The organism is unidentified bacterial endosymbiont, assembly GCF_918797525.1.
In the GTDB taxonomy this organism is placed as follows: domain Bacteria; phylum Pseudomonadota; class Gammaproteobacteria; order Enterobacterales; family Enterobacteriaceae; genus Enterobacter.
Map to the genome: position 1 here is coordinate 4,384,473 of NZ_OU963893.1, position 25,317 is coordinate 4,409,789.

1 protein-coding gene is annotated in these 25,317 nt (G+C 57.7%); it reads right to left on the reverse strand.

Annotation, left to right across the window (positions count from 1 at the left end; all coding sequences use genetic code 11):
- Positions 1-38: 38 nt before the first annotated feature.
- A complete protein-coding gene (locus NL510_RS21030) occupies positions 39-25,313 on the reverse strand; it encodes an Ig-like domain-containing protein (protein ID WP_253380040.1) in 25,275 nt (8,424 codons plus the stop codon).
- Positions 25,314-25,317 lie beyond the last annotated feature (4 nt).

Below are 25,317 nucleotides of genomic sequence, written 5' to 3' on the forward strand. Positions count from 1 at the left end.
CTCAACCCCCCGATCGTTACCGACCGGGGGGACGTTGATTAATGATGGTGTGAGTGCTCGTCGTGATGCTCTTCGACACTCGGGGTCATGCTCATCACCTCTGCCACGAAGCTGGCGGCCTGATGCGAGGTGCTGGTGTCGGCAGCGGAGTGTGGCGAGTCGCCGTCATGTTGACTGTGCTGATCCATGCTGACAACAACGCTGCGGGAACTGGTATCCACGGTAAACGGTACCTCCTGACGCTCGCTATTCCCCGCGCTATCTTTGGTTTGCAGCACCAGGCTGTGCTGTCCATCCTGCAGGGCGACAGGCACTTCAAACACCGTTGGGCCGGACTCAGCCGGAGACAGCGAATATTCCTTACCGTCCACTTCTACGCTGGCGTGCTTCACGTCCCCATCAAAGTTGAATTCAAATACCGGATGCGAAGAGTCCACCTCGACCGGGTCCGGGACAGAGGGACCGCTCTGCAACAGCGCAGGTCCGGCTGGTTCAACATCCACTTCGTGAGTATAGGATTCGGTATTGCCAGCCCGGTCGGTAATGGTGAAGGTCAACTCATGCGAACCCTGTGGAACATCATCTATCTCAAGGCTCCAGTTGCCATTCTGATCCACACGGGTTGTCAGGGCATCACCGTTGTCCAGCGTAATGGAAATATCCGCGCCCGCCTCACCGTGGCCGGTGAAAGATAATGTGGAATCATCGCTAAGCCAACTATCATCCTGACCACTATTATTGTCGAAAGCGACATCGAAATTATCGACATGCGTATCAACGGTAAAATCAACCGACTGATGGACTGTATTGCCCGCCGTATCGGTGACCATGATGTCCAGCGTCCAGGTGCCATCACCGAGCGCCGTATCCGGGGTAAAGGTCCACTGACCCGATTCGTCTTTCACCGCATCATGCGTTTCACCGTTCAGGGTGACCTGTACGCGGGCGGCGTCGGCATCAATATTGCTGAGCACAAATTCCGGCTGCGTGTTGGCGGTGATGTTATCCCCCGCCGTACCGGTGTCGCTTGCCGCATCCATCGTCACCACCGGCGTGCTGAGGGTGGTGTCAACGGTGAAGTCCAGCGAGGATTCGGCGGTGTTGCCTGCGGTGTCGGTGACCTTCACTTCCAGCGTCCACTGGCCGTCCGGCAGCGCCGTATCCGGGGTAAAGGTCCACTGACCCGATTCGTCTTTCACCGCATCATGCGTTTCACCGTTCAGGGTCACCTGCACGCGGGTGGCGTCGGCATCAATGTTGCTGAGCACAAATTCCGGCTGCGCGTTGGCGGTGATGTTATCTCCCGCCGTACCGGTGTCGCTTGCCGCATCCATCGTCACCACCGGCGTGCTGAGGGTGGTGTCAACGGTGAAGTCCAGCGAGGATTCGGCGGTGTTGCCCGCAGTGTCGGTGACCTTCACTTCCAGCGTCCACTGGCCGTCCGGCAGCGCCGTATCCGGGGTAAAGGTCCACTGACCCGATTCGTCTTTCACCGCATCATGCGTTTTACCGTTCAGGGTCACCTGCACGCGGGTGGCGTCGGCATCAATGTTGCTGAGCACAAATTCCGGCTGCGCGTTGGCGGTGATGTTATCTCCCGCCGTACCGGTGTCGCTTGCCGCATCCATCGTCACCACCGGCGTGCTGAGGGTGGTGTCAACGGTGAAGTCCAGCGAGGATTCGGCGGTGTTGCCCGCGGCGTCGGTGACCTTCACCTCCAGCGTCCACTGGCCGTCCGGCAGCGCGGTGTCGGGGGTAAACACCCAGTTGCCCGAGGCATCTTTGACCACGGTTGACGTGACGCCATTGACAGTCACTTCTACCTGCGTCACGTCAGCGTCAATGTTGCTCAGGGTGAAGACCGGCGTATGGCTTTGCGTGATGTTATCACCCACCGTGCCGGTATCGCTGTCCGCATCGAGGGTTATCGTTGCCGCACTGAGGGTCGTATCCACGGTAAAGCTGTAGGTCTGGCTGGCGGTATTACCGGCCCCATCGGTTGCCACGATCTGAACATTAGCCAGACCATCAGCCAGCGGCTCTGTCCAGGTGACGGACCAGATCCCCGCAGATACCAGCGTCGCCTGCACCACGGTGCCATTGATGGTCACACTGAGCGAAACCACATCTTTCTCTACGTTGTTCAGAATAAAGGTCGGTGTTGAATCATTGGTCAGATTATCACCCACCGTGCCGCCATCTGAGGCCGTATCCAGGGTAATCACTGGCGTGGTAAACATCACATCCAGCGCAACGGGCTCGCTCATGTTGGTGGCGCTATCCTCCACCTGAATGGTGATTTTGCCGCCGTCAGGATAGTTTATCGCCGTACTCCAGCTACCGGAGCTGTTTACGGTAACCGTGTTGAGGACATTCCCGGCATCATCCTTGATGATGACCGTCGTCCCGGCCTCCGCCTTGCCTGACAGGATCCACAGACTCCCCTCTTCGTTCCACGAAGAGATGTCCACCGTCGGGGCGGCAGGTGCAGTGCTGTCGACCAGGATGTCATGGTTGATCGTCTCGCTATTTCCGGCCTTATCTTCGATGGTAAAAGATAAGGCGTTTGTCCCTTCAGGCAGTGGCGCATCGGTCTTAATGGTCCAGGTGCCATCGGCGGCAACTGTGGTGGTCGCCACCACCATGCCTGCCACCATCAGGGTGACCGTGGCCCCGGCCTCACCGACGCCGGTAAAGGTTGGGGTACGGCTGTTGACTATCCATTTATCGGCAGAGGCGTCTTTGTCGTCCTGCACGTTGGCGGTGAACTGGCTGATCGCGGTGTCAACGACAATGGTATAGGTCGACGAGTTGGTGTTGCCCGCCTTATCCTGCGAGTTCACGGTTACATTCCAGGTACCGTCGGAGAGCAGGAGCGAATTTACATTGACGCTCCACGCCCCCTGACCGTTTGCCCAGACCTCGCCAACCTTCATCCCGTTGATGGTGACGGTGACCAGGCTGTTGGCTTCAACTGTCCCGTTCAGTTTAACGCCCGCAGAGAGATCGTTAATATAGATAGTTCCGTCTACGGTATGGTCAGCAACGCTGTCTCCGTTAATACCATCGAGGGTAACAGGGGTATCGTTGACCGTATCGACAATGAAACTCTGATCGCCGGTGGTACTGGTATTACCCGCCGCGTCGGTAATATCAAAGCGGATGGTATGGCTACCGTCGTTGAGCGCCTCTGGAACGGTATAGAGATAGTTGCGCCCGGTAATGGTGATGGTTTCAACATACTTACCATCAATATAAACGTTTACAGGCTGCCCCGTTTCACCGTTGAGCTGGAACGTCGGCTTCGTGCTGGACGTATTGTAATCATAATTATAGAACCCCGTGTCATTGGTCATTTTATCCAGCTCAATCCAGGTGCTGGTATCGACCGTCACCAGGATACGCGCAGACTCGGCGGTATTGCCCGCTGCATCTTCCGCTATCACGCGGATAGAGTATTCGCCATCGGCCAGCGCAGTTGGATATTGCCACGTCCAGTTGCCCTGGGCATCTGTGGTAACCGTCGCCACCACTTTTTCATCGACCATGATCGAGACCGTCGACCCCGCTTCCGCCGTGCCGTGGAAGGCGGGCTTCGTGTCACTGGTTATCAGATCATCCAGCGACCCAGAGTTGGAGGCATCATCAAGGTTGATGGTGGGGTAATCGGTCTGGCTGTCTAAGGTAAAGACCACGGGATCGCTGGTCTGGCTGTTTCCGGCCACGTCAGTGATCTGCACCGTCAGGGTGTACTGCCCGTCCTCTTTGAGGATCAGCGGTAGCGTCCAACTGCCATCAGCCGATACCGTAACCTGGCCCGCCGCGACGCCGTTCAGATAAACGGTGATCGAGGCGCCGCTTTCACCCGTACCCGTGACGTTCAGCGCTTTGCTATTGGTCAGTTCCGGCAGCGTATCGACGCTAAAATTGTCGACCACGGTATCAATAACAACGGTAGTGGTGGCACTGGTTGCGGTATTGCCTGCCGCATCGGTTGACACCATTTTTATGTCATAGGCGCCGTCGGCGCTTTCCGGCATCGTCCAGCTTACTGTCCCCGCCGCGTCAGCGGTCACCGTGGCAACTTTTACGCCATTGACATACACATCCACCGTGGCATTAGGATCGGTCACTGCCGTCAGAGTTGGCGTTGTCACTTTGGTGATAGAGTCCATGGTGTCTGCACTGTTCGAATCCCGGCTCAGTACCACATCAGTAATGCTGTTTTGCGTGTCGCAGGTGATATCGATATTTTTGGAGACACTATTGCCGGCATCATCGGTGGAGGTTATCACAAAGGTTTGTGTTCCCTCGGTCAGCGTAATTTCCGTACTCCAGGAGCCTTTATCATCTACGGTAACGGTGGCCAGAATGTCACCCTGCGTATTCGCAATAGTGATGATTGAACCAGCTTCTGCGGTGCCGTCCAGGTGAACGGTGGTTTTTTGGGTGATGTTGTCGGTACTGCTCGCGCCGGTATCATCCGCATCGCGTAAATCAACGGTGAGCGGCGCAATATAGGTATCAAGAACAAAATCCTGCGGGCCGAAGGTTTCTGTGTTACCCGCCACATCGGTTACCGAGAAGCTAATCTCATGTTTTCCGTCGCTACCAATGTTCGGTATCGACACCAGCCATTTGCCGTCGCTGGCGGCGACCGTTTCCACCACCACGCGACCGTCGATCATCACCTTAATGTGCGCACCGGCTTCAGAGGTTCCGCTCACCACCGGGGTATTGGTGTTCAGATAGCCTTCATCATTTAAGCCGGAAATATCCCAGTCCAGCGGCGCCACATGGGTGTCAATAACCAGGCTCGCAGGATCTGATTTGACCTCTTCACCGTTGTTCGGGTTAATGACGCTGACCTCAACGCTGTAGGTGCCTTCCGCCATTTCTGGCAACGTAAAGTTGTATCGCCCGGTTGAGTCCGTTGTCGCCGTGCCCACCACTTCTCCGTTGACGTAAATCGTCACGGTGTTGCCCGGCAGCGACGTCCCGGTGATCGATGGCGTGGTATCGTTAGTGATAAAATCACCGATAGAACCGCTATCCGATCCGGTTTGCAGCTGCAATGTCGGCGGATCGACGTCAACCAGCGGAATAATAAAGCTAAAATCAGTGGCTTCAGAGACGTTACCCGCTTTATCGGTCGCAACGACGGTGATGATATGGTCGCCTGAGTTAATGGCGCTCGGCGGCGTCCAAGACCAGGTGCCGTTGCTGTCCACCACAACACTGGCGACAGTGACGCCATCAATACTGATTGCCAGCGTCGAACCCGCTTCCGCGTTACCACTGAATTCTGGCGTCAGGTTCAAGGCTTCATGGTTGTTACCCGGGTCGGATTCGCTCAATGCGACGCCCGGCGCGTTAACCTCTGTATCGATGACAAAATCGGTGCTGGATGCCTGAGCGTTTCCGGCCTTATCGGTCGCTGTCACCGAGAGGGTATAATTACCATCAGCCAGATCGTCGAGCGTAATAGACCAGGTCCCGTCAGAGGCAGGATGGATGGTTTGGGTCTGGACCACATTACCGCTCTCATCAAGCACGGTCACAACCAGCGTCGCGTCTTTGTCCGTCAGCCCGCCGAACGTCGGTGAGGTATCTTTAGTGATTTTATCCGTCTGCGAAGAACCGGTATCGGAAGAGGCCAGCATCTCCACCGACAGCGCAACGTGCGTGTCTATGGTAAAATTCATACTGCTTTCAGAGGTATTACCGGCTTTATCCGTCACGGTGACCTCTGCCGTGTAGTCACCATCCGCCAGTTTTGCTGGCGTAACCGTCCACTCCCCCGCTTCGTTTTGCGTCGCCGTGTATTTCGCGCCGTTTATCACTACAGAGACGGTGTCCACATCCTCCGGCACGCCAGAAATGATAAAGACGGGTTGAGGATCGTTGGTTAACGCATCACTGGCGCTGTCGCCCGTGTCGGTGGCGCTGTCCATGGCGATCCCCGCCTGCGGAATTTGGGTATCAACCGTAAAGGTCAGGGGCACCGTAGTATGGTTACCTGCAACGTCCACCATCTCGACGGTGGCGGTGTACGTCCCATCCGCCAGCGTATCCGCGGTATAAATCCATTCACCCTGGGCATTTTTCTCCAGCGTTTGCGTGTTGCCATCAAGCGTGACGGTAACGGATGCGAGATCCTCCGCCGCGCTAATCTGGATACGCGGTACCGAGACGTTGGTCAGGTTATCGGTGGTATCGCGTCCGGTATCATCAAGCAGGACCACGGTAGGCGAGGCAACAGCAGTATCGATAATAAAATTGTAGGGCATCGAATTGCTGTTACCGGCGTTATCTGTAAAGGTGACCACGACGGTATAGGCGCCATCGGCCAGACCTTGCGGTACCTGCCAACTGGTCGCCGACGGGTCCAGGGACCAGGTATTCTCACCGAGCGTGACGCTAATGGTGGCAATATCAGACGGCGCGCCGCTGATGTTGATGACCGGCGTTGTCACATTGGTGATGTTGTCATCGGTGCTGCCGCTGTTGCTGCCATTATCGAGCGTAACAACCGGCGCAGAGCAGACGGTGTCGATGGTAATGTCGACGGAGGCCGATTTTGTATTTCCGGCGTCATCGACCACCTTCACCGTCGCGGTGTAAGTTCCGTCAGAAAGCGCATCCGCGTCAGGTAACTGGAAGCTCCATTCGCCATTTTTCTGCGTCGCGTTATAGGTTTTATTGTTGATCGTGACGGTAACGCTATGCGCGTCGGCATCAATATTATCCAGCGTAAAGGCGGGCGTAGTGTCTTTGGTTAAGTGGTCATTCGACAAGGTGCCCGTATCGCTGTCAGCCGCTAAATTAATCGTTGGGATACTGAGCGTGGTATCCACCTCAAATTTGAGTTCGGTACTGGCGGTGTTACCCGCTTTATCCACCACCGAGACGTCCAGGGTGTAGTTACCGTCTGCCAGCGCTGGCGCCTGGAAGAGCCAGCGGCCAGACTCATCTTTGGTCAGCGGTATCGCGGTTCCGCCGTTCAGGCTGACGGTCACGGACTCTACGTCCGCCGGCACGCTGATTTCAAATTCCGGGGCATTGGTATTGGTAATGTTATCGCTATCGGAATAGCCAGTATCGTTACCGACAACGAAATCCACCGATACCGACGTTTGCGTATCAATCGTGAATGTTATCGGGGACTCTTTGGTATTGCCGGCGTTATCCGTCACCGTGGCGATTAAGGTATAAGTGCCGTCCGCCAGCGCTTCATCCGGCGTGAAACTCACCGGCTGGCTGGTCAAATCCACCGGAATATCTTTGCCATTGAGGTTTACCGTCAGGCTATAGACATCTTTATCCAGCGAACCGAACTCGAAGGTTGGCTGGGTATTGTTGGTGTAATTATCGGCGGAGCTGCTGCCGCTATCGTCCTCGTCTTTAAGATCCACCGTCACAGGCGTAAGCGATGTATCAATGGTAAAAGTGAAGGTTTCCTGAGTCGTGTTACCCGCTTTATCCACTACGTTGACAACAAGAGAATGTTCGCCGTCGGTCAAAGCCGAGTCGACGGTGTAGGTCCATTTTCCGTTGTTTTTTACTAAATCGACGGATTTGCCTCCATCAAGCGCGACCGAAACATGAGAAACGTCGTCTGCGACGCTAATGTCAAAGCTCGGGATGGTATCGTTGGTTAAATGGTCATCCGGGGAGAAACCGGTATCATCGGACATGGTGATGTTATCTATAGCCACCGTCGTATCGACCGTGAAGTCCAGATCGGATGAACGCTCGTTCCCCGCTTTATCCGTTGCCGTAACCGTTATCGTATAGTCCCCATCGGCCAGTTTAGGGGCCTGGAATGACCACTCACCGTCGGCATTTTTGGTGGCGTTATAGTCAACACCGTTCAGGGTGACGACAACTGAATAGATATCCCCATCAACATTGTTGATAACAAATTCGGGCTGCGTCTTCGACGTCAGATTATCGTCGTCGCTATCACCGGTGTCGGATGAGGTGCTGAGAACGATGGTCGGCGTCGATAATGTGGTATCTACCGTAAAGGAGAAGGTCTGCGTTGAGGTATTCCCCGCCCTGTCTTGTACCTGCACGGTCATTTCATGCGTACCATCGGAGAGCGCGGAAGAAGGGGTAAAGATCCAGTTACCGCTTCCGTCCTGTTTGAGCGTGGTAGGGACGCCATCAAGCGTAATAACGGCATGCGTCACGTCGCTGTCGACATTACCGATCGTAAACGACGGCGTGTTGTTGGCCGTCAAATGATCCCCGTTGTCATAGCCCGTATCATCACCCGCCTCGAATGCGATGGTCGGAACAGAAAGCTGGTTATCAAACGTGATTGTCTTCGTGTCGGTGGTGGTATTTCCCGCCGCATCTTCAACGGTGACGGTCAATGTATAATCACCCGCAGTAGAGAGGATCGGAGAGGTGACGGTCCATTCACCGTCCGCATTTTTGACGACCGTACAGGCAAGACCGTTAATGGTTGCCGTCAGGCTGATAACATCCTCTGAGGTGGTGACATTAAAGACCGGCTGAGCGGCATTGGTGATGCCATCCGAAGAGGAATCGCCGGTATCTGTCGTCAGCGTGATGGTATTGATGTCCACCGAGGTATCAATAGTGAAATCGTATGTGGACGATCGCTGGTTCCCGGCCTCATCGGTGACACGCACGTTCAGCGTATAATCCCCTTCGGCAAGGGCGGTGTCCGGCGTATAGGTCCAACTGCCATCCGCTTGTTTCTTGACGGTTGTCGTCGCACCATTGAGGGTGACCTCAATGCTGTAAACATCTTCCGGCACATTGCTCAGCTCAAACGTAGGTTTGGTGATATTTGTCACGTTATCACCCACCACGCCCGTATCATCTGCGGTCAGCATCTTGACAGTAAGCGGCTCCAGAGTCGTGTCAATGGTGAACGACTGGCTGCGTTGAGCGGTATTGCCCGCATTATCGGTGACGACCACCATCAGCGTGTACTCACCATCAGCCAGCTCAGTCGGCAGGGTAACCACCCACTTCCCATCCTGGAAAATGGCATCCTGGGTGGTGTTTCCGACACTTACCGACACGGAATGCGCATCAGCAGGCGCGGTAATCGCAAACGTTGGAGTGGCGTCGTTGGTTAACCAGTCGTTTTGCACCCCGGTATCGCTTTGCAGGGTGATTTCGTCCACGCTGGTCGTCGTATCGATGGTGACATTGAGCGAGGTCGTTTTTTCATTACCTGCGTCATCAACGACCTTCAGCTGTGCCTGCCATACGCCATCAGGCAGATCGGCTGGAACCGTGAAGACTGCACTCCCATCAACAACGGTGACAGGCCATGTCTGACCGTTAATGGTCAATGTAATAGTGACCGCGTCGCTGTCGATATTGCCGATCACAAAGGTTGGGCGCACATCCTGCGTAATATTATCGGAATCGCTGTATCCGCTATCGCTTTCGCCTGCAAGCTGCAGCGTCGGGAGAGAGAGGGTTGTGTCGACCGTAAAGTTGAGATCCTGATGGCTACTATTTCCCGCAGCGTCCGTTACGGTAACAGTGATGGTGTGCGCTCCGTCGGCCAGTTCGGCGGTAGAGAAGTGCCACGTTCCGTCGGCCTGTTTCGAGGCCTCTCCTGCCGCTTTGCCATCAATCATAATGCTGACGTGGGTAACGTCGTCCGGCACGTTGATTGCGAACTCAGGCGTGTTCACATTGGTCTGATTATCGGTGGTGTTTGAGCCTGTATCATCCAGCAGTTGAATGCTTTCGATGCTTGTCACGGTGTCGATTTCGAATGCAACAGCATCAGAAGTACTCTTGTTCCCCGCCATGTCTTCAACCGTGACGGCAATGGTATATTGCCCGTCGTCGAGCTTGACCGGACAGGTCCAGGCGCCGCTGCCGTAAGTTTCAGCATCCAGCGTCCAGCTCCCTTTGTAGCTGCCGTCACTGCTCACAATGGCTATCGTCACCGTGTTAAGGTCATCGGTATCCACACCGCTGAGCTGGAACTGCGGCTTCGTGTCGTTGGTCAGCCCGTCTGTCTGGCTATCGCCGGAATCCGCGGCGGCAACAAGTTCTACTGCCGGTTTGTCGACGGTGGTATCGACGGTGAACTCAATATGGCTATCAGCACTGTTACCTGCGACATCCGTCACCGTCACGGTGGCAGTGTAAGTGCCATCTTTTAGCTCAGTCGGCAGGGTAAATGTGGATCCTTTGCTCAGATCAATCGTGTATTGCTGTCCGGTGTTCAACGTCAGCGTGATGGTGGCGACATCGTCAGGCACATTGGTGAATGCAAAGGTGGGCGTGGCGTCCGCCGTATAGTTATCATCTGCATTTGCCCCGGTGTCTGAGGCTTTATCCAGCACAATGTTGACAGGCAGCACCTCGGTATCCACCGTAATATTGAGCGCCGCTGACGTCGCGGTGTTACCCGCATCATCGGTTACATTGACGCTGATACTGTAGTCGCCATCGGCCAGTTCCGGTGCGGTAAAGGTCCACTTGCCATCAACCTGCTCGGCGCTATAGGCGGTGCCGTTAATCAGCACCTGCACGCTGGTGACATCCGCGTCGATATTGCCCAGCGTAAAGGTCGGCGTGCTGTCTTTGGTGATGTTATCCGTTGCGCTACTGCCGGTATCGGAGGCATCCGCCAGATCCAGAGTGGGCACCGAGAGCGTGGTATCGACGGTAAAGGTCATCGTGTCTGAATCAATGGTATTGCCCGCCACGTCGGTGACGGTCGCCACGATGGTGTGCTCGCCGTCCGCCAGCGCTTTGCTGTCGATATGCCATTGTCCCGCACTGTCCTGCGTGGCCGCTACCGGCGTGCCGCCGTCGATGCTCACCATCACGCTCACCACATCGGTGTCGGTGGTAATGGCAAAGCCCGGGGTGGTGTCGTTGGTCTGGTTGTCGCCTGCCGCGCCGGTGTCGTCGCTGAGGGTAATGACCGGTACCGTGACGGTGGTATCGACCGTCACGTTCAGCGCGGTGGACGTCTGGGTATTTCCGGCGTCGTCGGTGACCAGCACGGTCACGCTGTAGTCGCCGTCCGCCAGTTCCGGCGCGGTGAACTGCCACTTGCCGGCTACCTGCTCTGCGCTGTAGGCGGTGCCGTTGATCAGTACCTGCACGTCCGTGACGTCGGCGTCGATATTCCCCAGCGTGAAGGTCGGGGTGCTGTCATGGGTGATGTTATCCGTTGCGCTGCTGCCGGTATCGGAGGCATCCGCCAGATCCAGAGTGGGCACCGAGAGCGTGGTATCGACGGTAAAGGACATGGTGTCCGAATCAACGGTGTTGCCCGCGGCGTCGGTGACGGTCGCCACGATGGTGTGCTCGCCGTCCGCCAGCGCTTTGCTGTCGATATGCCACTGTCCCGCACTGTCCTGCGTCGCCGCCACCGGCTCGCCGCCGTCGATGCTCACCATCACGCTCACCACATCGGTGTCGGTGGTAATGGCAAAGCCCGGGGTGGAATCGTTGGTCTGGTTGTCGCCTGCCGTGCCGGTGTCGTCGCTCAGGGTAATGACCGGTACCGTGACGGTGGTATCGACCGTCACGTTCAGCGCGGTGGAGGTCTGGGTATTTCCGGCGTCGTCGGTGACCTGCACGGTTACGCTGTAGTCGCCGTCTGCCAGCGCTGGCGCCGTGAAGGTCCACTTGCCGTCAACCAGCGCTGCGCTATAGGCGGTGCCGTTAATCAGCACCTGTACGTCCGTTACGTCGGCGTCGATATTCCCCAGCGTGAAGGTCGGGGTGGCATCATGGGTTATGTTGTCGGAATCACTGCTGCCGCTGTCGGAATCAGTCGCCAGATCCAGGGTCGGTACGGAAAGCGTGGTGTCGACGGTAAAGGTCATGGTGTCCGAATCAGCGGTATTGCCCGCCGCGTCGGTGACGGTCGCCACGATACTGTGCTCCCCGTCAGCCAGTTCACCGCTGTTAATATGCCACTTCCCGTTCGCATCCTTCGTTGCCGCCACCGGCTCGCCGCCGTCGATGCTCACCCTCACGCTCACCACATCGGTGTCGGTGGTAATGGCAAAGCCCGGGGTGGAATCGTTAGTCTGGTTGTCACCTGCCGTACCGGTGTCGTCACTGAGGGTAATCACCGGCGCTGCTACCACCGTATCGACGGTGACATCCAGCGCCGCCGAGGTTTGAACGTTCCCGGCCTCGTCCGTTACCTTCACGGTCACGGTATAGGTCCCGTCCGCCAGTTCCGGGGCGGTGAAGGTCCATTTGCCGTCAACCTGCTCGACGTCATAGGCCATGCCGTTGATCATGACCTGAACCGCAGTGACGTCTTTATCGATATTGCCCAGCGTAAAGGTCGGAGTGGTGTCGCGTGTGATGTTATCCGTTGCGCTGCTGCCGGTGTCGGAATCAGCCGCCAGGTCCAGGGTTGGCACGGAGAGCGTGGTGTCCACCGTAAAGGTCATCGTGTCCGAATTAGCAGTGTTGCCCGCGGCGTCGGTGACGGTCGCCACGATGGTGTGCTGTCCGTCCGCCAGCGTATTGCTGTCGATATGCCACTGTCCTGCGCTGTCCTGCGTCGCCGCCACCAGCGCGCCGCCGTCGATGCTCACCATCACGCTCACCACATCGGTGTCGGTAGTAATGGCAAAGCCCGGCGTGGTGTCGTTGGTCTGGTTATCGCCTGCCGTACCGGTGTCGTCGCTCAGGGTAATGATCGGTACCGTGAGGGTGGTATCGACCGTCACGTTCAGTGCGGTGGAAGCCTGGGTATTCCCCGCGTCGTCGGTGACCTGCACGGTCACGGTATAGTCGCCGTCCGCCAGTTCCGGCGCGGTGAAGGTCCATTTACCATCCACCTGCTGTGCGTCATACGCCGTGCCGTTGATCAGCACCTGCACCGCCGTGACGTCCGCGTCGATGTTGCCGAGCGTAAAGGTCGGGGTGCTGTCATGAGTAATATTATCGGTACTGCTGCTGCCAGTGTCGGAGGCATCTGCCAGATCCACCGTCGGAATGGAGAGCGAGGTATCAATGGTGAAGTTAAGCGTGGAGGTCCCGGTGTTGCCCGCCACGTCCGTTACGGTCACGCTGATGCTGTGATCGCCCTCAGCCAGTTCATCACTGGTGATATGCCATTTTCCGGCGCTGTCCTGAATAGCCGCGACCGCCGACCCGCCGTCAATGCTCACCATCACGGTGACCGCGTCGGTATCGGTGGTAATGGCAAAGCCCGGTGCGGTGCTGTGAGTCTGGTTGTCGCCCTGAACGCCGGTGTCGTCGCTGAGGGTGATCACCGGCTCGCGCGTTACCGTGTCGACGGTAATATCCAGCGCGGCAGAGGTCTGTACGTTACCCGCATCATCGGTGACCTGCACCGTCACACTGTAGTCGCCGTCCGCCAGTTCTGGCGCGGTGAAGGTCCATTTACCGTCCACTTGCTGCGCGCTGTACGCCGTGCCGTTGATCAGCACCTGCACGTCGGTTACATCCGCGTCGATATTACCCAGCGTGAAGGTCGGGGTGGTGAGATTGGTGATATTGTCGGTACTGTTGCTGCCGCTGTCGGAGGCATCCGCCAGATCCACGGTCGGTACAGAGAGCGTGGTATCAATGATAAAATCCAGCGAGGAGGTCGCGGTGTTGCCCGCCACGTCCGTGACCGTCACGCTGATGCTGTGCTCGCCATCGGTTAGCGTGTCACAGGTGATATGCCATTTCCCGGCCTCGTCCATCATTGCCGCCACCGCCGCCCCGCCGTCGATGCTGACCATCACGCTCACTGCGTCGGTGTCGGTGGTGATGGCAAAGCCCGGCGTCGAATGATTCGTTTGCTCGTCACCCTGCGTACCGGTGTCATCGCTGAGCGTGATAACCGGGGCGGTTGTTACCGTGTCCACGGCGATCATGAGATCGGCAGAAGATTGCGTATTACCCGCATCATCGGTGACCTTCAGGGTAATCGTGTAGTCGCCGTCCGCCAGTTCTGGCGCGGTGAAGGTCCATTTACCGTCCACCTGCTCTGCGCTGTAGGCGATGCCGTTAATCAGCACCTGCACGTCGGTTACGTCAGCGTCGATATTGCCGAGCGTAAAAGTCGGCGTACTGTCATGGGTAATATTATCGGTGCTGATGTCGCCGCTGTCGCTGGCGTCAACCAGGTCCAGGGTCGGAATGGACAGGGTGGTGTCGACGGTGAAGTTAAGCGTGGAGGTTTCGGCGTTGCCCGCCACGTCCGTCACCGTCACGCTGATGCTGTGCTCGCCGTCAGCCAGCGCATCGCTGATGAAGTGCCATTGCCCGGCGGCGTCTTTCGTCGCGGCTACCGCCGTATTACCATCGATACTGACCATCACGGTCACGACGTCGGTATCCGTCGCAATTGTGAAGCCCGGCGTGGCCTTATTGGTCTGGTTGTCGTCCTGAACGCCGGTGTCGTCGCTAAGGACGATCACCGGGGCCGTGGTAACCGTATCCACAGTGATATCGAGTGCGGCAGAAGTCTGTACGTTACCCGCGTCGTCAGTGACCTGCACCGTCACGCTGTAGTCGCCGTCCGCCAGTTCCGGCGCGGTGAAGGTCCACTTGCCGTCTACCTGCTCGGCATCATACGCCGTGCCGTTGATCAGCACCTGCACCGCCGTGACGTCCGCGTCGATGTTGCCGAGCGTAAAGGTCGGCGTAGCATCCTGAGTGATATTATCGGTACTGCTGCTGCCGCTGTCGGAGGCATCGACCAGATCCAGGGTTGGGATCGAAAGCGCGGTATCGACGGTGAAGTCCAGCGAGGAGGTCGCGGTGTTGCCCGCCACGTCCGTGACCGTCACGCTGATGCTGTGCTCACCCTCGGGCAGTTCACCGCTGGTGATATGCCATTTTCCGGCGCTGTCCTGGGTAGCCGCGACCGCCGTCCCGCCGTCGATGCTGACCATTACCGTAACCGCGTCGGTATCGGTGGTAATGGCAAAGCCCGGCGTGGTGTCGTTGGTCTTGTTGTCTCCCGACGCGCCGGTATCATCGCTGAGCGTAATAACCGGGGCCGTGGTGACGGTATCGACGGTGATAGCCAGCGCGGCAGAGGTCTGCGTATTGCCTGCGTCGTCGGTGACCTGCACCGTCACGCTGTAGTCGCCGTCCGCCAGCGCCGGGGCGGTGAAGGTCCATTTGCCATCTACCTGCTCTGCATCATACGCGGTGCCGTTGATCAGCACCTGCACCGTCGTGACGTCGGCGTCGATATTGCCCAGCGTAAAGCTCGGGGTGGTGTCATGAGTAATATTGTCGGTACTGCTGCTGCCGCTGTCACTGGCCTCAACCAGGTCCAGGGTCGGAATGGACAGCGTAGTATCAACGTTAAAGTCCAGCGAGGAGGTCGCGGTGTTGCCCGCCACGTCCGTGACCGTCACGCTGATACTGTGGTCGCCCTCAGTAAGTTCGCCGCTGGTAATGTGCCACTGTCCGGCGCTGTCCTGAATAGCCGCGACCGCCGCCCCGCCGTCGATGCTCACCATCACGCTCACCGCATCAGAGTCGGTGGTAATGGCAAAGCCCGGCGTAACGTCATTGGTCTGGTTGTCGCCCTGAACGCCGGTATCGTCGCTGAGGGTAATCACCGGCTCACTCGTTGCCGTGTCGACGGTGATAGCCAGCGCGGCAGAGGTCTGTACATTGCCCGCGTCATCGGTAACCTGCACGGTTACGCTGTAGTCGCCGTCTGCCAGCTCTGGCGCGGTGAAGGTCCACTTGCCGTCTATCTGCTCTGCGCTGTAGGCGGTGCCGTTGATCAGCACCTGCACGTCGGTTACATCCGCGTCAATATTGCCGAGTGTGAAGGTCGGAGTGGAGAGGTTGGTGATATTGTCGGTACTGCTACTGCCGCTGTCGGAAGCCTCCGCCAGGTCCACGGTCGGCGTGGACAGCGTGGTATCAATGGTAAAATCCAGCGAGGAGGTCGCGGTGTTGCCCGCCACGTCCGTGACCGTCACGCTGATGCTGTGGTCGCCATCGGTTAGCGTGTCACAGGTGATATGCCATTTCCCGGCGCTGTCCTGAATAGCCGCGACCGCCGCCCCGCCGTCGATGCTCACCATTACCGTTACCGCGTCGGTATCGGTGGTAATGGCAAAGCCCGGCGCGGTGTCGCGGGTCTGGTTGTCGCCCTGCGCGCCGGTATCGTCGCTGAGGGTGATAACCGGGGCCGTGGTGACGGTATCGACGGTGATAGTGAGTTCTGCAGAGGTCTTGACGTTACCCGCGTCGTCGGTGACCTGCAGCGTCACGCTGTAGTCGCCGTCCGCCAGTTCCGGCGCGGTGAAGGTCCACTTGCCGTCTACCTGCTCTGCGCTGTAGACAGTGCCGTTGATCAGCACCTGCACCGTCGTGACATCCGGGTCGATATTGCCGAGTGTGAAGGTCGGAGTGGAGAGGTTGGTGATATTGTCGGTACTGCTGCTGCCGCTGTCGGAAGCCTCCGCCAGGTCCACGGTCGGCGTGGACAGCGTGGTATCAATGGTAAAATCCAGTGAGGAGGTCGCGGTATTGCCCGCCACGTCCGTTACCGTCACGCTAATAGTATGTTCGCCGTCAGCCAGCGCATCGCAGGCGATATGCCATTTGCCCGCTTGATCCATCGTCGCCGCGACCGCCGCCCCGCCGTCGATGCTCACCATTACCGTTACCGCATCGGCATCGGTGGTAATCGCAAAGTCCGGGGTGGAATCGTTAGTCTGGTTATCGCCCTGCGCGCCGGTATCGTCGCTGAGGGTGATAACCGGGGCCGTGGTGACGGTATCGACGGTGATAGTGAGTTCTGCAGAGGTCTTGACGTTACCCGCGTCGTCGGTGACCTGCACCGTCACGCTGTAGTCGCCGTCCGCCAGTTCCGGCGCTGTGAAGGTCCATTTACCATCTACCTGCTCTGCGCTGTACGCCGTGCCGTTGATCAGCACCAGCACGTCTGTGACGTCCGCGTCGATATTGCCCAGCGTAAAGCTCGGAGTGGCATCATGGGTGATATTGTCGGTGCTGCTGCTGCCGCTGTCGGAGGCATCGGCCAAATCCAGCGTTGGGATGGAGAGCGTGGTATCCACCGTAAAGTCCAGCGAAGCGTGCGCGGTGTTGCCCGCCTCGTCCGTTACCGTCACGCTGATGCTGTGTTCGCCATCGGCCACTTCACCGCTGGTGATAAACCACTGTCCCGCACTGCCACGAACGGCAGGAACGGCCGCCCCGCCGTCAATGCTGACCATCACACTCACCACATCAGTATCAGTCGAGATAGTAAAGCCCGGGGTGGTATCAGTCGTCTGATTGTCACCCTGAATGCCGGTATCGTCGCTGAGCGTAATCACCGGCTCGCGCGTTACCGTGTCGACGGTGAAAGTGAGTTCGGCAGAAGTCTGGGTGTTACCCGCATCGTCGGTGATCTGCACCGTCACGCTGTAGTCGCCGTCCGCCAGATCTGGCGCGGTGAAGGTCCACTTGCCGTCTACCTGCTCCGCACTGTAGGCGGTGCCGTTGATCAGCACCTGCACGTCGGTTACATCCGCGTCGATATTCCCCAGCGTAAAGGTCGGGGTGGTGTCACGGGTGATATTGTCGGTACTGCTGCTGCCGCTGTCGGAGGCATCCGCCAGATCCACGGTCGGAATGGAGAGCGTGGTATCAATAGTGAAGTTAAGCGAGGAGGTCGCGGTGTTTCCCGCCACGTCCGTGACCGTCACGCTGATGCTGTGGTCGCCCTCAGTAAGTTCGCCGCTGGTAATGTGCCATTTACCGGCTTCGTCCATCGCCGCCGCCACCGCCGCGCCGCCGTCAATACTCACCATCACGCTCGCCACGTCGGAATCGGTGGTAATCGCGAAGCCCGGCGCGATGTCGCGGGTCTGGTTGTCGCCCTGAACGCCGGTATCGTCGCTGAGGGTAATAACCGGGGCCGTGGTGACGGTATCGACGGTGATAGCCAGCGCGGCAGAGGTCTGCGTGTTGCCTGCGTCGTCGGTGACCTGCACGGTTACGCTGTAGTCACCGTCCGCCAGGTCTGGCGCGGTGAAGGTCCACGTGCCGTCTACCTGCTCCGCACTGTAGGCGGTGCCGTTGATCAGCACCTGCACGTCGGTTACATCCGCGTCGATGTTGCCGAGCGTAAAGGTCGGGGTGGTGTCACGGGTGATATTGTCGGTACTGTTGCTGCCGCTGTCGGAGGCATCCGCCAGATCCACGGTCGGTACAGAGAGCGTGGTATCAATGATAAAATCCAGCGAGGAGGTCGCGGTGTTGCCCGCCACGTCCGTGACCGTCACGCTGATACTGTGGTCGCCCTCAGTAAGTTCGCCGCTGGTAATGTGCCACTGTCCGGCGCTGTCCTGAATAGCCGCGACCGCCGCCCCGCCGTCGATGCTCACCATCACGCTCACTGCATCAGAGTCGGTGGTAATGGCAAAGCCCGGCGCGGTGTCATTGGTCTGATTGTCGCCCGCCGTGCCGGTATCGTCGCTGAGGGTAATCACCGGCTCGCGCGTTACCGTATCGACGGTGATAGCCAGCGCGGCAGAGGTCTGCGTGTTGCCTGCGTCGTCGGTGACCTGCACGGTTACGCTGTAGTCACCGTCCGCCAGGTCTGGCGCGGTGAAGGTCCACTTGCCGTCTACCTGCTCTGCGCTGTAGGCGGTGCCGTTGATCAGCACCTGCACGTCGGTTACATCCGCGTCGATATTACCCAGCGTGAAGGTCGGGGTGGTGAGATTGGTGATATTGTCGGTACTGTTGCTGCCGCTGTCGGAGGCATCCGCCAGATCCACGGTCGGTACAGAGAGCGTGGTATCAATGATAAAATCCAGCGAGGAGGTCGCGGTGTTGCCCGCCACGTCCGTGACCGTCACGCTGATGCTGTGGTCGCCATCGGTTAGCGTGTCACAGGTGATATGCCATTTCCCGGCCTCGTCCATCATTGCCGCCACCGCCGCCCCGCCGTCGATGCTCACCATCACCGCCACCGCGTCGGTATCGGTGGCAATGGCAAAGCCCGGCGCGGTGTCATTGGTCTGGTTGTCGCCCTGAACGCCGGTATCGTCGCTGAGGGTGATAACCGGGGCCGTGGTGACGGTATCGACGGTGATAGTGAGTTCTGCAGAGGTCTTGACGTTACCCGCGTCGTCGGTGACCTGCAGCGTCACGCTGTAGTCACCGTCCGCCAGGTCTGGCGCGGTGAAGGTCCACGTGCCGTCTACCTGCTCTGCGCTGTAGGCGGTGCCGTTGATCAGCACCTGCACGTCGGTTACATCCGCGTCGATATTACCCAGCGTGAAGGTCGGGGTGGTGAGATTGGTGATATTGTCGGTACTGTTGCTGCCGCTGTCGGAGGCCTCCGCCAGATCCACGGTCGGTACAGAGAGCGTGGTATCAATGGTAAAATCCAGCGAGGAGGTCGCGGTGTTGCCCGCCACGTCCGTGACCGTCACGCTGATGCTGTGCTCACCGTCAGCCAGCGCATCGCTGGTGATATGCCATTTCCCGGCGCTGTCCTGAATAGCCGCGACCGCCGCCCCGCCGTCGATGCTCACCATCACCGCCACCGCATCGGTATCGGTGGCAATGGCAAAGCCCGGCGCGGTGTCGTTGGTCTGGTTGTCGCCCGCCGTGCCGGTATCGTCGCTGAGGGTGATCACCGGCTCATTCGTTGCCGTGTCGACAGTGATAGCCAGCGCGGCAGAGGTCTGCGTATTGCCTGCGTCGTCGGTGACCTGCACCGTCACGCTGTAGTCACCGTCCGCCAGCTCTGGCGCGGTGAAGGTCCACGTGCCGTCTACCTGCTCTGCGCTGTAGGCGGTGCCGTTGATCAGCACCTGCACGTCGGTTACATCCGCGTCAATATTGCCGAGTGTAAAGGCGGGGGTGCTGTCACGGGTGATATTGTCGGTACTGCTGCTGCCGCTGTCGGAGGCCTCCGCCAGATCCACGGTCGGTACAGAGAGCGTGGTATCAATGGTAAAATCCAGCGAGGAGGTTGCGGTGTTGCCCGCCATGTCCGTGACCGTCACGCTGATGCTGTGGTCGCCCTCAGTAAGTTCGCCGCTGGTAATGTGCCACTGTCCAGCGCTGTCCTGAATAGCCGCGACCGCCGCCCTGCCGTCGATGCTCACCATCACCGCCACCGTATCGGTATCGGTGGCAATGGCAAAGCCCGGCGCGGTGTCGTTGGTCTGGTTGTCGCCCGCCGTGCCGGTATCGTCGCTGAGGGTGATAACTGGCGCAGTTGTTACCGTGTCGACGGTGATAGCCAGCGCGGCAGAGGTCTGTACATTGCCCGCGTCATCGGTAACCTGCACGGTTACGCTGTAGTCGCCGTCTGCCAGCTCTGGCGCGGTGAAGGTCCACGTGCCGTCTACCTGCTCTGCGCTGTAGGCGGTGCCGTTGATCAGCACCTGCACGTCGGTTACATCCGCGTCGATATTATCCAGCGTGAAGGTCGGGGTAGTGTCACGGGTGATATTGTCGGTACTGTTGCTGCCGCTGTCGGAGGCATCGACCAGATCCAGGGTTGGGATCGAAAGCGCGGTATCGACGGTGAAGTCCAGCGAGGAGGTCGCGGTGTTGCCCGCCACGTCCGTGACCGTCACGCTGATACTGTGGTCGCCCTCAGTAAGTTCGCCGCTGGTAATGTGCCACTGTCCGGCGCTGTCCTGAATAGCCGCGACCGCCGCCCCGCCGTCGATGCTCACCATCACGCTCACCGCATCAGAGTCGGTGGTAATGGCAAAGCCCGGCGTAACGTCATTGGTCTGGTTGTCGCCCTGAACGCCGGTATCGTCGCTGAGGGTAATCACCGGCTCACTCGTTGCCGTGTCGACAGTGATAGCCAGCGCGGCAGAGGTCTGCACGTTACCTGCGTCGTCGGTGACCTGCACCGTCACGCTGTAGTCGCCGTCCGCCAGCTCTGGCGCGGTGAAGGTCCACGTGCCGTCTACCTGCTCCGCACTGTAGGCGGTGCCGTTGATCAGCACCTGCACGTCGGTTACATCCGCGTCGATATTATCCAGCGTGAAGGTCGGGGTGGTGTCATGAGTAATATTGTCGGTACTGCTGCTGCCGCTGTCGGAAGCCTCCGCCAGGTCCAGGGTCGGAATGGACAGCGTAGTATCAACGTTAAAGTCCAGCGAGGAGGTCGCGGTGTTGCCCGCCACGTCCGTGACCGTCACGCTGATGCTGTGGTCGCCATCGGTTAGCGTGTCACAGGTGATATGCCATTTCCCGGCCTCGTCCATCGTTGCCGCCACCGCCGTGCCGCCGTCGATGCTCACCATCACCGCCACCGCGTCGGTATCGGTGGTAATGGCAAAGCCCGGCGTAACGTCATGGGTCTGGTTGTCGCCCTGAACGCCGGTATCGTCGCTGAGGGTAATCACCGGCTCACTCGTTGCCGTGTCGACAGTGATAGCCAGCGCGGCAGAGGTCTGCACGTTACCCGCATCATCGGTGACCTGCACCGTCACGCTGTAGTCGCCGTCCGCCAGTTCCGGCGCGGTGAAGGTCCACGTGCCGTCTACCTGCTCTGCGCTGTAGACAGTGCCGTTGATCAGCACCTGCACGTCGGTTACATCCGCGTCAATATTGCCGAGTGTGAAGGTCGGAGTGGAGAGGTTGGTGATATTGTCGGTACTGTTGCTGCCGCTGTCGGAGGCCTCCGCCAGATCCAGCGTCGGTACAGAGAGCGTGGTATCAATGGTAAAATCCAGCGAGGAGGTCGCGGTGTTGCCCGCCACGTCCGTGACCGTCACGCTGATGCTGTGGTCGCCATCGGTTAGCGTGTCACAGGTGATATGCCATTTCCCGGCCTCGTCCATCGTTGCCGCCACCGCCGTGCCGCCGTCGATGCTCACCATCACGCTCACCGCATCAGAGTCGGTGGTAATGGCAAAGCCCGGCGTAACGTCATTGGTCTGATTGTCGCCCGCCGTGCCGGTATCGTCGCTGAGCGTAACCACTGGCGCTGCGGTCACCGTATCAACCGTCATCGACAGCGCCTCAGAAGATTTACTGTTCCCTGCATTGTCCGTCACGGTAACAATAATGCTGTACGTCCCGTCGGCCAGATCAGGCGCGGTAAACTGCCAAACGCCCCCCACCTGGGTCGCGTCATAGGTGGTGCCGTTAATCGTCACCTTCGCATCGACCACATCACTATCGACATTGCCCAGCGTAAAGGTTGGCGTCGTATCGCGGGTGATGTTATCTGATGAACTGCTGCCTGTGTCAGACGCATCCGCCAGATCCACCGTCGGCACGGAGACCCAGGTATCGATCTGCACCTGGATTTTGTCTGAAGTGGCTGAGTTACCGGCAACATCCGTGGCGGTGACATAAAATATGTAACTGCCATCCTGCAGCGGTTCAGAAGAGGTATAGCTATAGCTCCAGTGCCCGCTGGCATCCGCAGTGGCTTTACCAATCGCTTTCCCGTCCTGATAGATAACCACGCTGGAATAAACTTCTGCGGTACCAGAAAACTCGGGGGAGGTGTTGTTGGTGATGCAATCCGAATTGCTGTCGCCGCTATCGCTCTCAAGCTTAATCGTTGGGGTGTCAATGACGCTGTCGACGGTGATCGTCATTGAGGTCGAGCTTGCGCTGTTGCCCGCAATATCCGTCGCTTTGACCACCACCGTATGATCGCCGTCAGACAAGGTTTGATCGTCTGGCAGACGGTAATTCCATACGCCATTTTTGTCAGCAACCACCTCACCAACCGATTTGCCATCAATATAAATTTCGACGGTGGCATTGGCCTCTGCCGTCCCGGTCAATAGCGGGTGCGTGTCTTTAGTAATGCCATCATCGTTGGAAGAACCCGTATCTGACCCGGCATCCAGACGCAATGACGGCGTCACGGTCATGGTGTCGATAACCAGTTCATAGGTGCTGCTCGCCGTATTCCCCACCTCATCACGCGCTTCGATGGAAAGGGTAAATTCGCCGTCAGACAACGCGGGATTTGGATCATAGTCAAACTGCCAGTGGCCGTTTTCATCGGCCTGCGTGGTGCCAATGGTTTTCCCGTCCACTTTCAGCGTAATGGTCGAGTATTTTTCGGCCGTACCGACAAACGTAAGATTGTCGTTCTGGCGGGTGATCCAGTCTGACTGGCTGCTACCGGTATCATCTTCTGCAAGCAGAGTAGCCGCAGGAGCGACGGTTCCGGTATCGACATTGAAGGTATAATCGGCGGAGGCTGGAGAGAGGTTCCCTGCCAGATCCTGGGCATACGCCACCGCAGTGTGGCTGCCATCGGCGAGATCCGAAGGCATGTTAAAGGACCAGGTTCCCTCGCTGTTGGCGGTAACCGTGCCATATTGCTTACCGTCGATATACAGGATAACGGTGCTACCGGCTTCCGCCGTGCCGGTGAAGAGGGGCGTGGCATCGTTAGTTAAAATGTCACCGGAAAGAGAGGTAACATACGAATCCAGTTCCAGAGCGGGGGCAACAGGGGCGACGGTATCAATGGTGTATTCATAGTTAAACGTCTGCTCGTTACCCGCATAATCAGTGACCGAGATCGACAGTTCGTTAATCCCTTCCGTTGAGGCCATGCTCAGAGTAAAGCTGAAGTTTCCGCTTTGCGAAGCATCAAGCTCAATGACCTCCCCGGTCGTCAGGTTGGTGACCACAATGTGGCTGGAGGGATCGGTTTTACCGGTAAATGACGGGTAGATGTTATTGGTGTAGTTATCCCCGGCAATACCGCTATCTGAACTGCTGTTCATCGACATCGAAAACGCGTCGATATTGGTATCAATAGTGATATCCATACTGGCCGAAGAGGTATTTCCTGCGCGGTCGGAGGCGACAACGTCAACGGTATAAACACCATCCGCGGTGATTTTATTATCTGGCAGGGTGTATTCCCAGTTGCCTGCTGAATCCACCTGAATATCGGCGACTTTATAGCCATTGAGATAGAGTTCAAGGGTTGAATCAGGTTCGGCATTACCGTGCAAAGAGGGCGTTTTGTCATTGGTCAGGTGGTCGTCCTGCGCCATGCCGGTATCGCTGGCCTCATCAAGAATGATGACCGGGGTTTCAGGAGGGATGGTATCAAGCGTAATGGTGCCGGTTGTCGAGGCGCTGTTGCCTGCTTTATCCGTCGCGGTAATTTCAATATTGTTGATCCCTTCACTCAGCTCAGACCCGCTGAACTGATAAGACCAACTCCCGTTTGCATCGACAGTGACCGTGGTCAGCAAAACACCGTTCGCGTAAATAGCTACCTGGGAACCGGCTTCCGCCGTACCGTCAATTTTGGCGTCGCTAAAGCGCGTTAAATTCTCACCCTCAATCCTGTCGTCTTGCGCAATGGCATACTGTTCATCAAGCACAAAGGTGGGCGCTTCGATAACGGTATCAATAGTGACCTGTATTTTTGCGCTGCCGCTACCGCCTGAGCCATCGGTAACATCGACCTGCACGCTGTGCTGACCATCCGCAAGGGCCGACGAGGTGAATGAGAAATTCCCCATCGCATCGGACGTGGTGACGGCGACAACGATGCCATCAACGCGCAGCGTAACCGTCAGGCCAGGCCCCGTTGAACCAATAAAATCCGGGGTAGTAACATTGGTGATGTTGTCGTTTTTGGTACCTGAATCGCTCACCTCATCAAGCTTCAACGAAATATCGATTGGCTTTTCATCAACGGGCGTCGAGTCTGACGATTTCGAACTTGATGAGCTGGAAGAACTGGATGAGTAATCGGAAAAAATTAAGCGATTTGCCTCGGCAACGGATTCATCAGAGTATTTCTTTTTATAAAGATTTCCCCCGTCCATGCCGTCAATGTCAGACTGGGGTTCCGCCCCATTCTGCGTTTTACTCTGCGCTTTTTCATTCAGAAACTCCTGAAGCTGCTTTTCCACATCTTCAGACGCTTTGCGCGCCTCTTCTGCTTCGGCACGCATTTTTTCCGCTTCATGCTTGAGCTGCTCCGCCTCTTTTTTGGCTTCATCGAGGCTTTTCGCGTCAATATCGCTCAGCTTGCCGATATTATCTTTAAGCACGTGCTCCTGGCGCTGGTCTGATAATGCAGAGTCGAGTCTTTCCAGTTGCAAATTACTCAGGTCAACCTTTTTTAGCAGGTCCTGCCCGGAGATGCTTTCCCCCTGAAACTTGAACATGACGGTATTCTTTTCAAGACTCGAAAAGAGTGCGCCGTTAACCACGTTAATTTCAGTATGGTCCGGGAAGATGAATTTGAAGTCGGTCCCACTAATGACAACTTTGGCATTTTGCATGTTTCCGTACTGCTGTAAATCAACAACGGAATCATTGTTCACAAAGATAGTTTTGCTCATATTA

What these genes read in the sequence shown, in the direction of transcription:
- NL510_RS21030 (WP_253380040.1), bottom strand. Translation starts at nt 25,313, where the DNA reads ATGAGCAAAACTATCTTTGTGAACAATGATTCCGTTGTTGATTTACAG.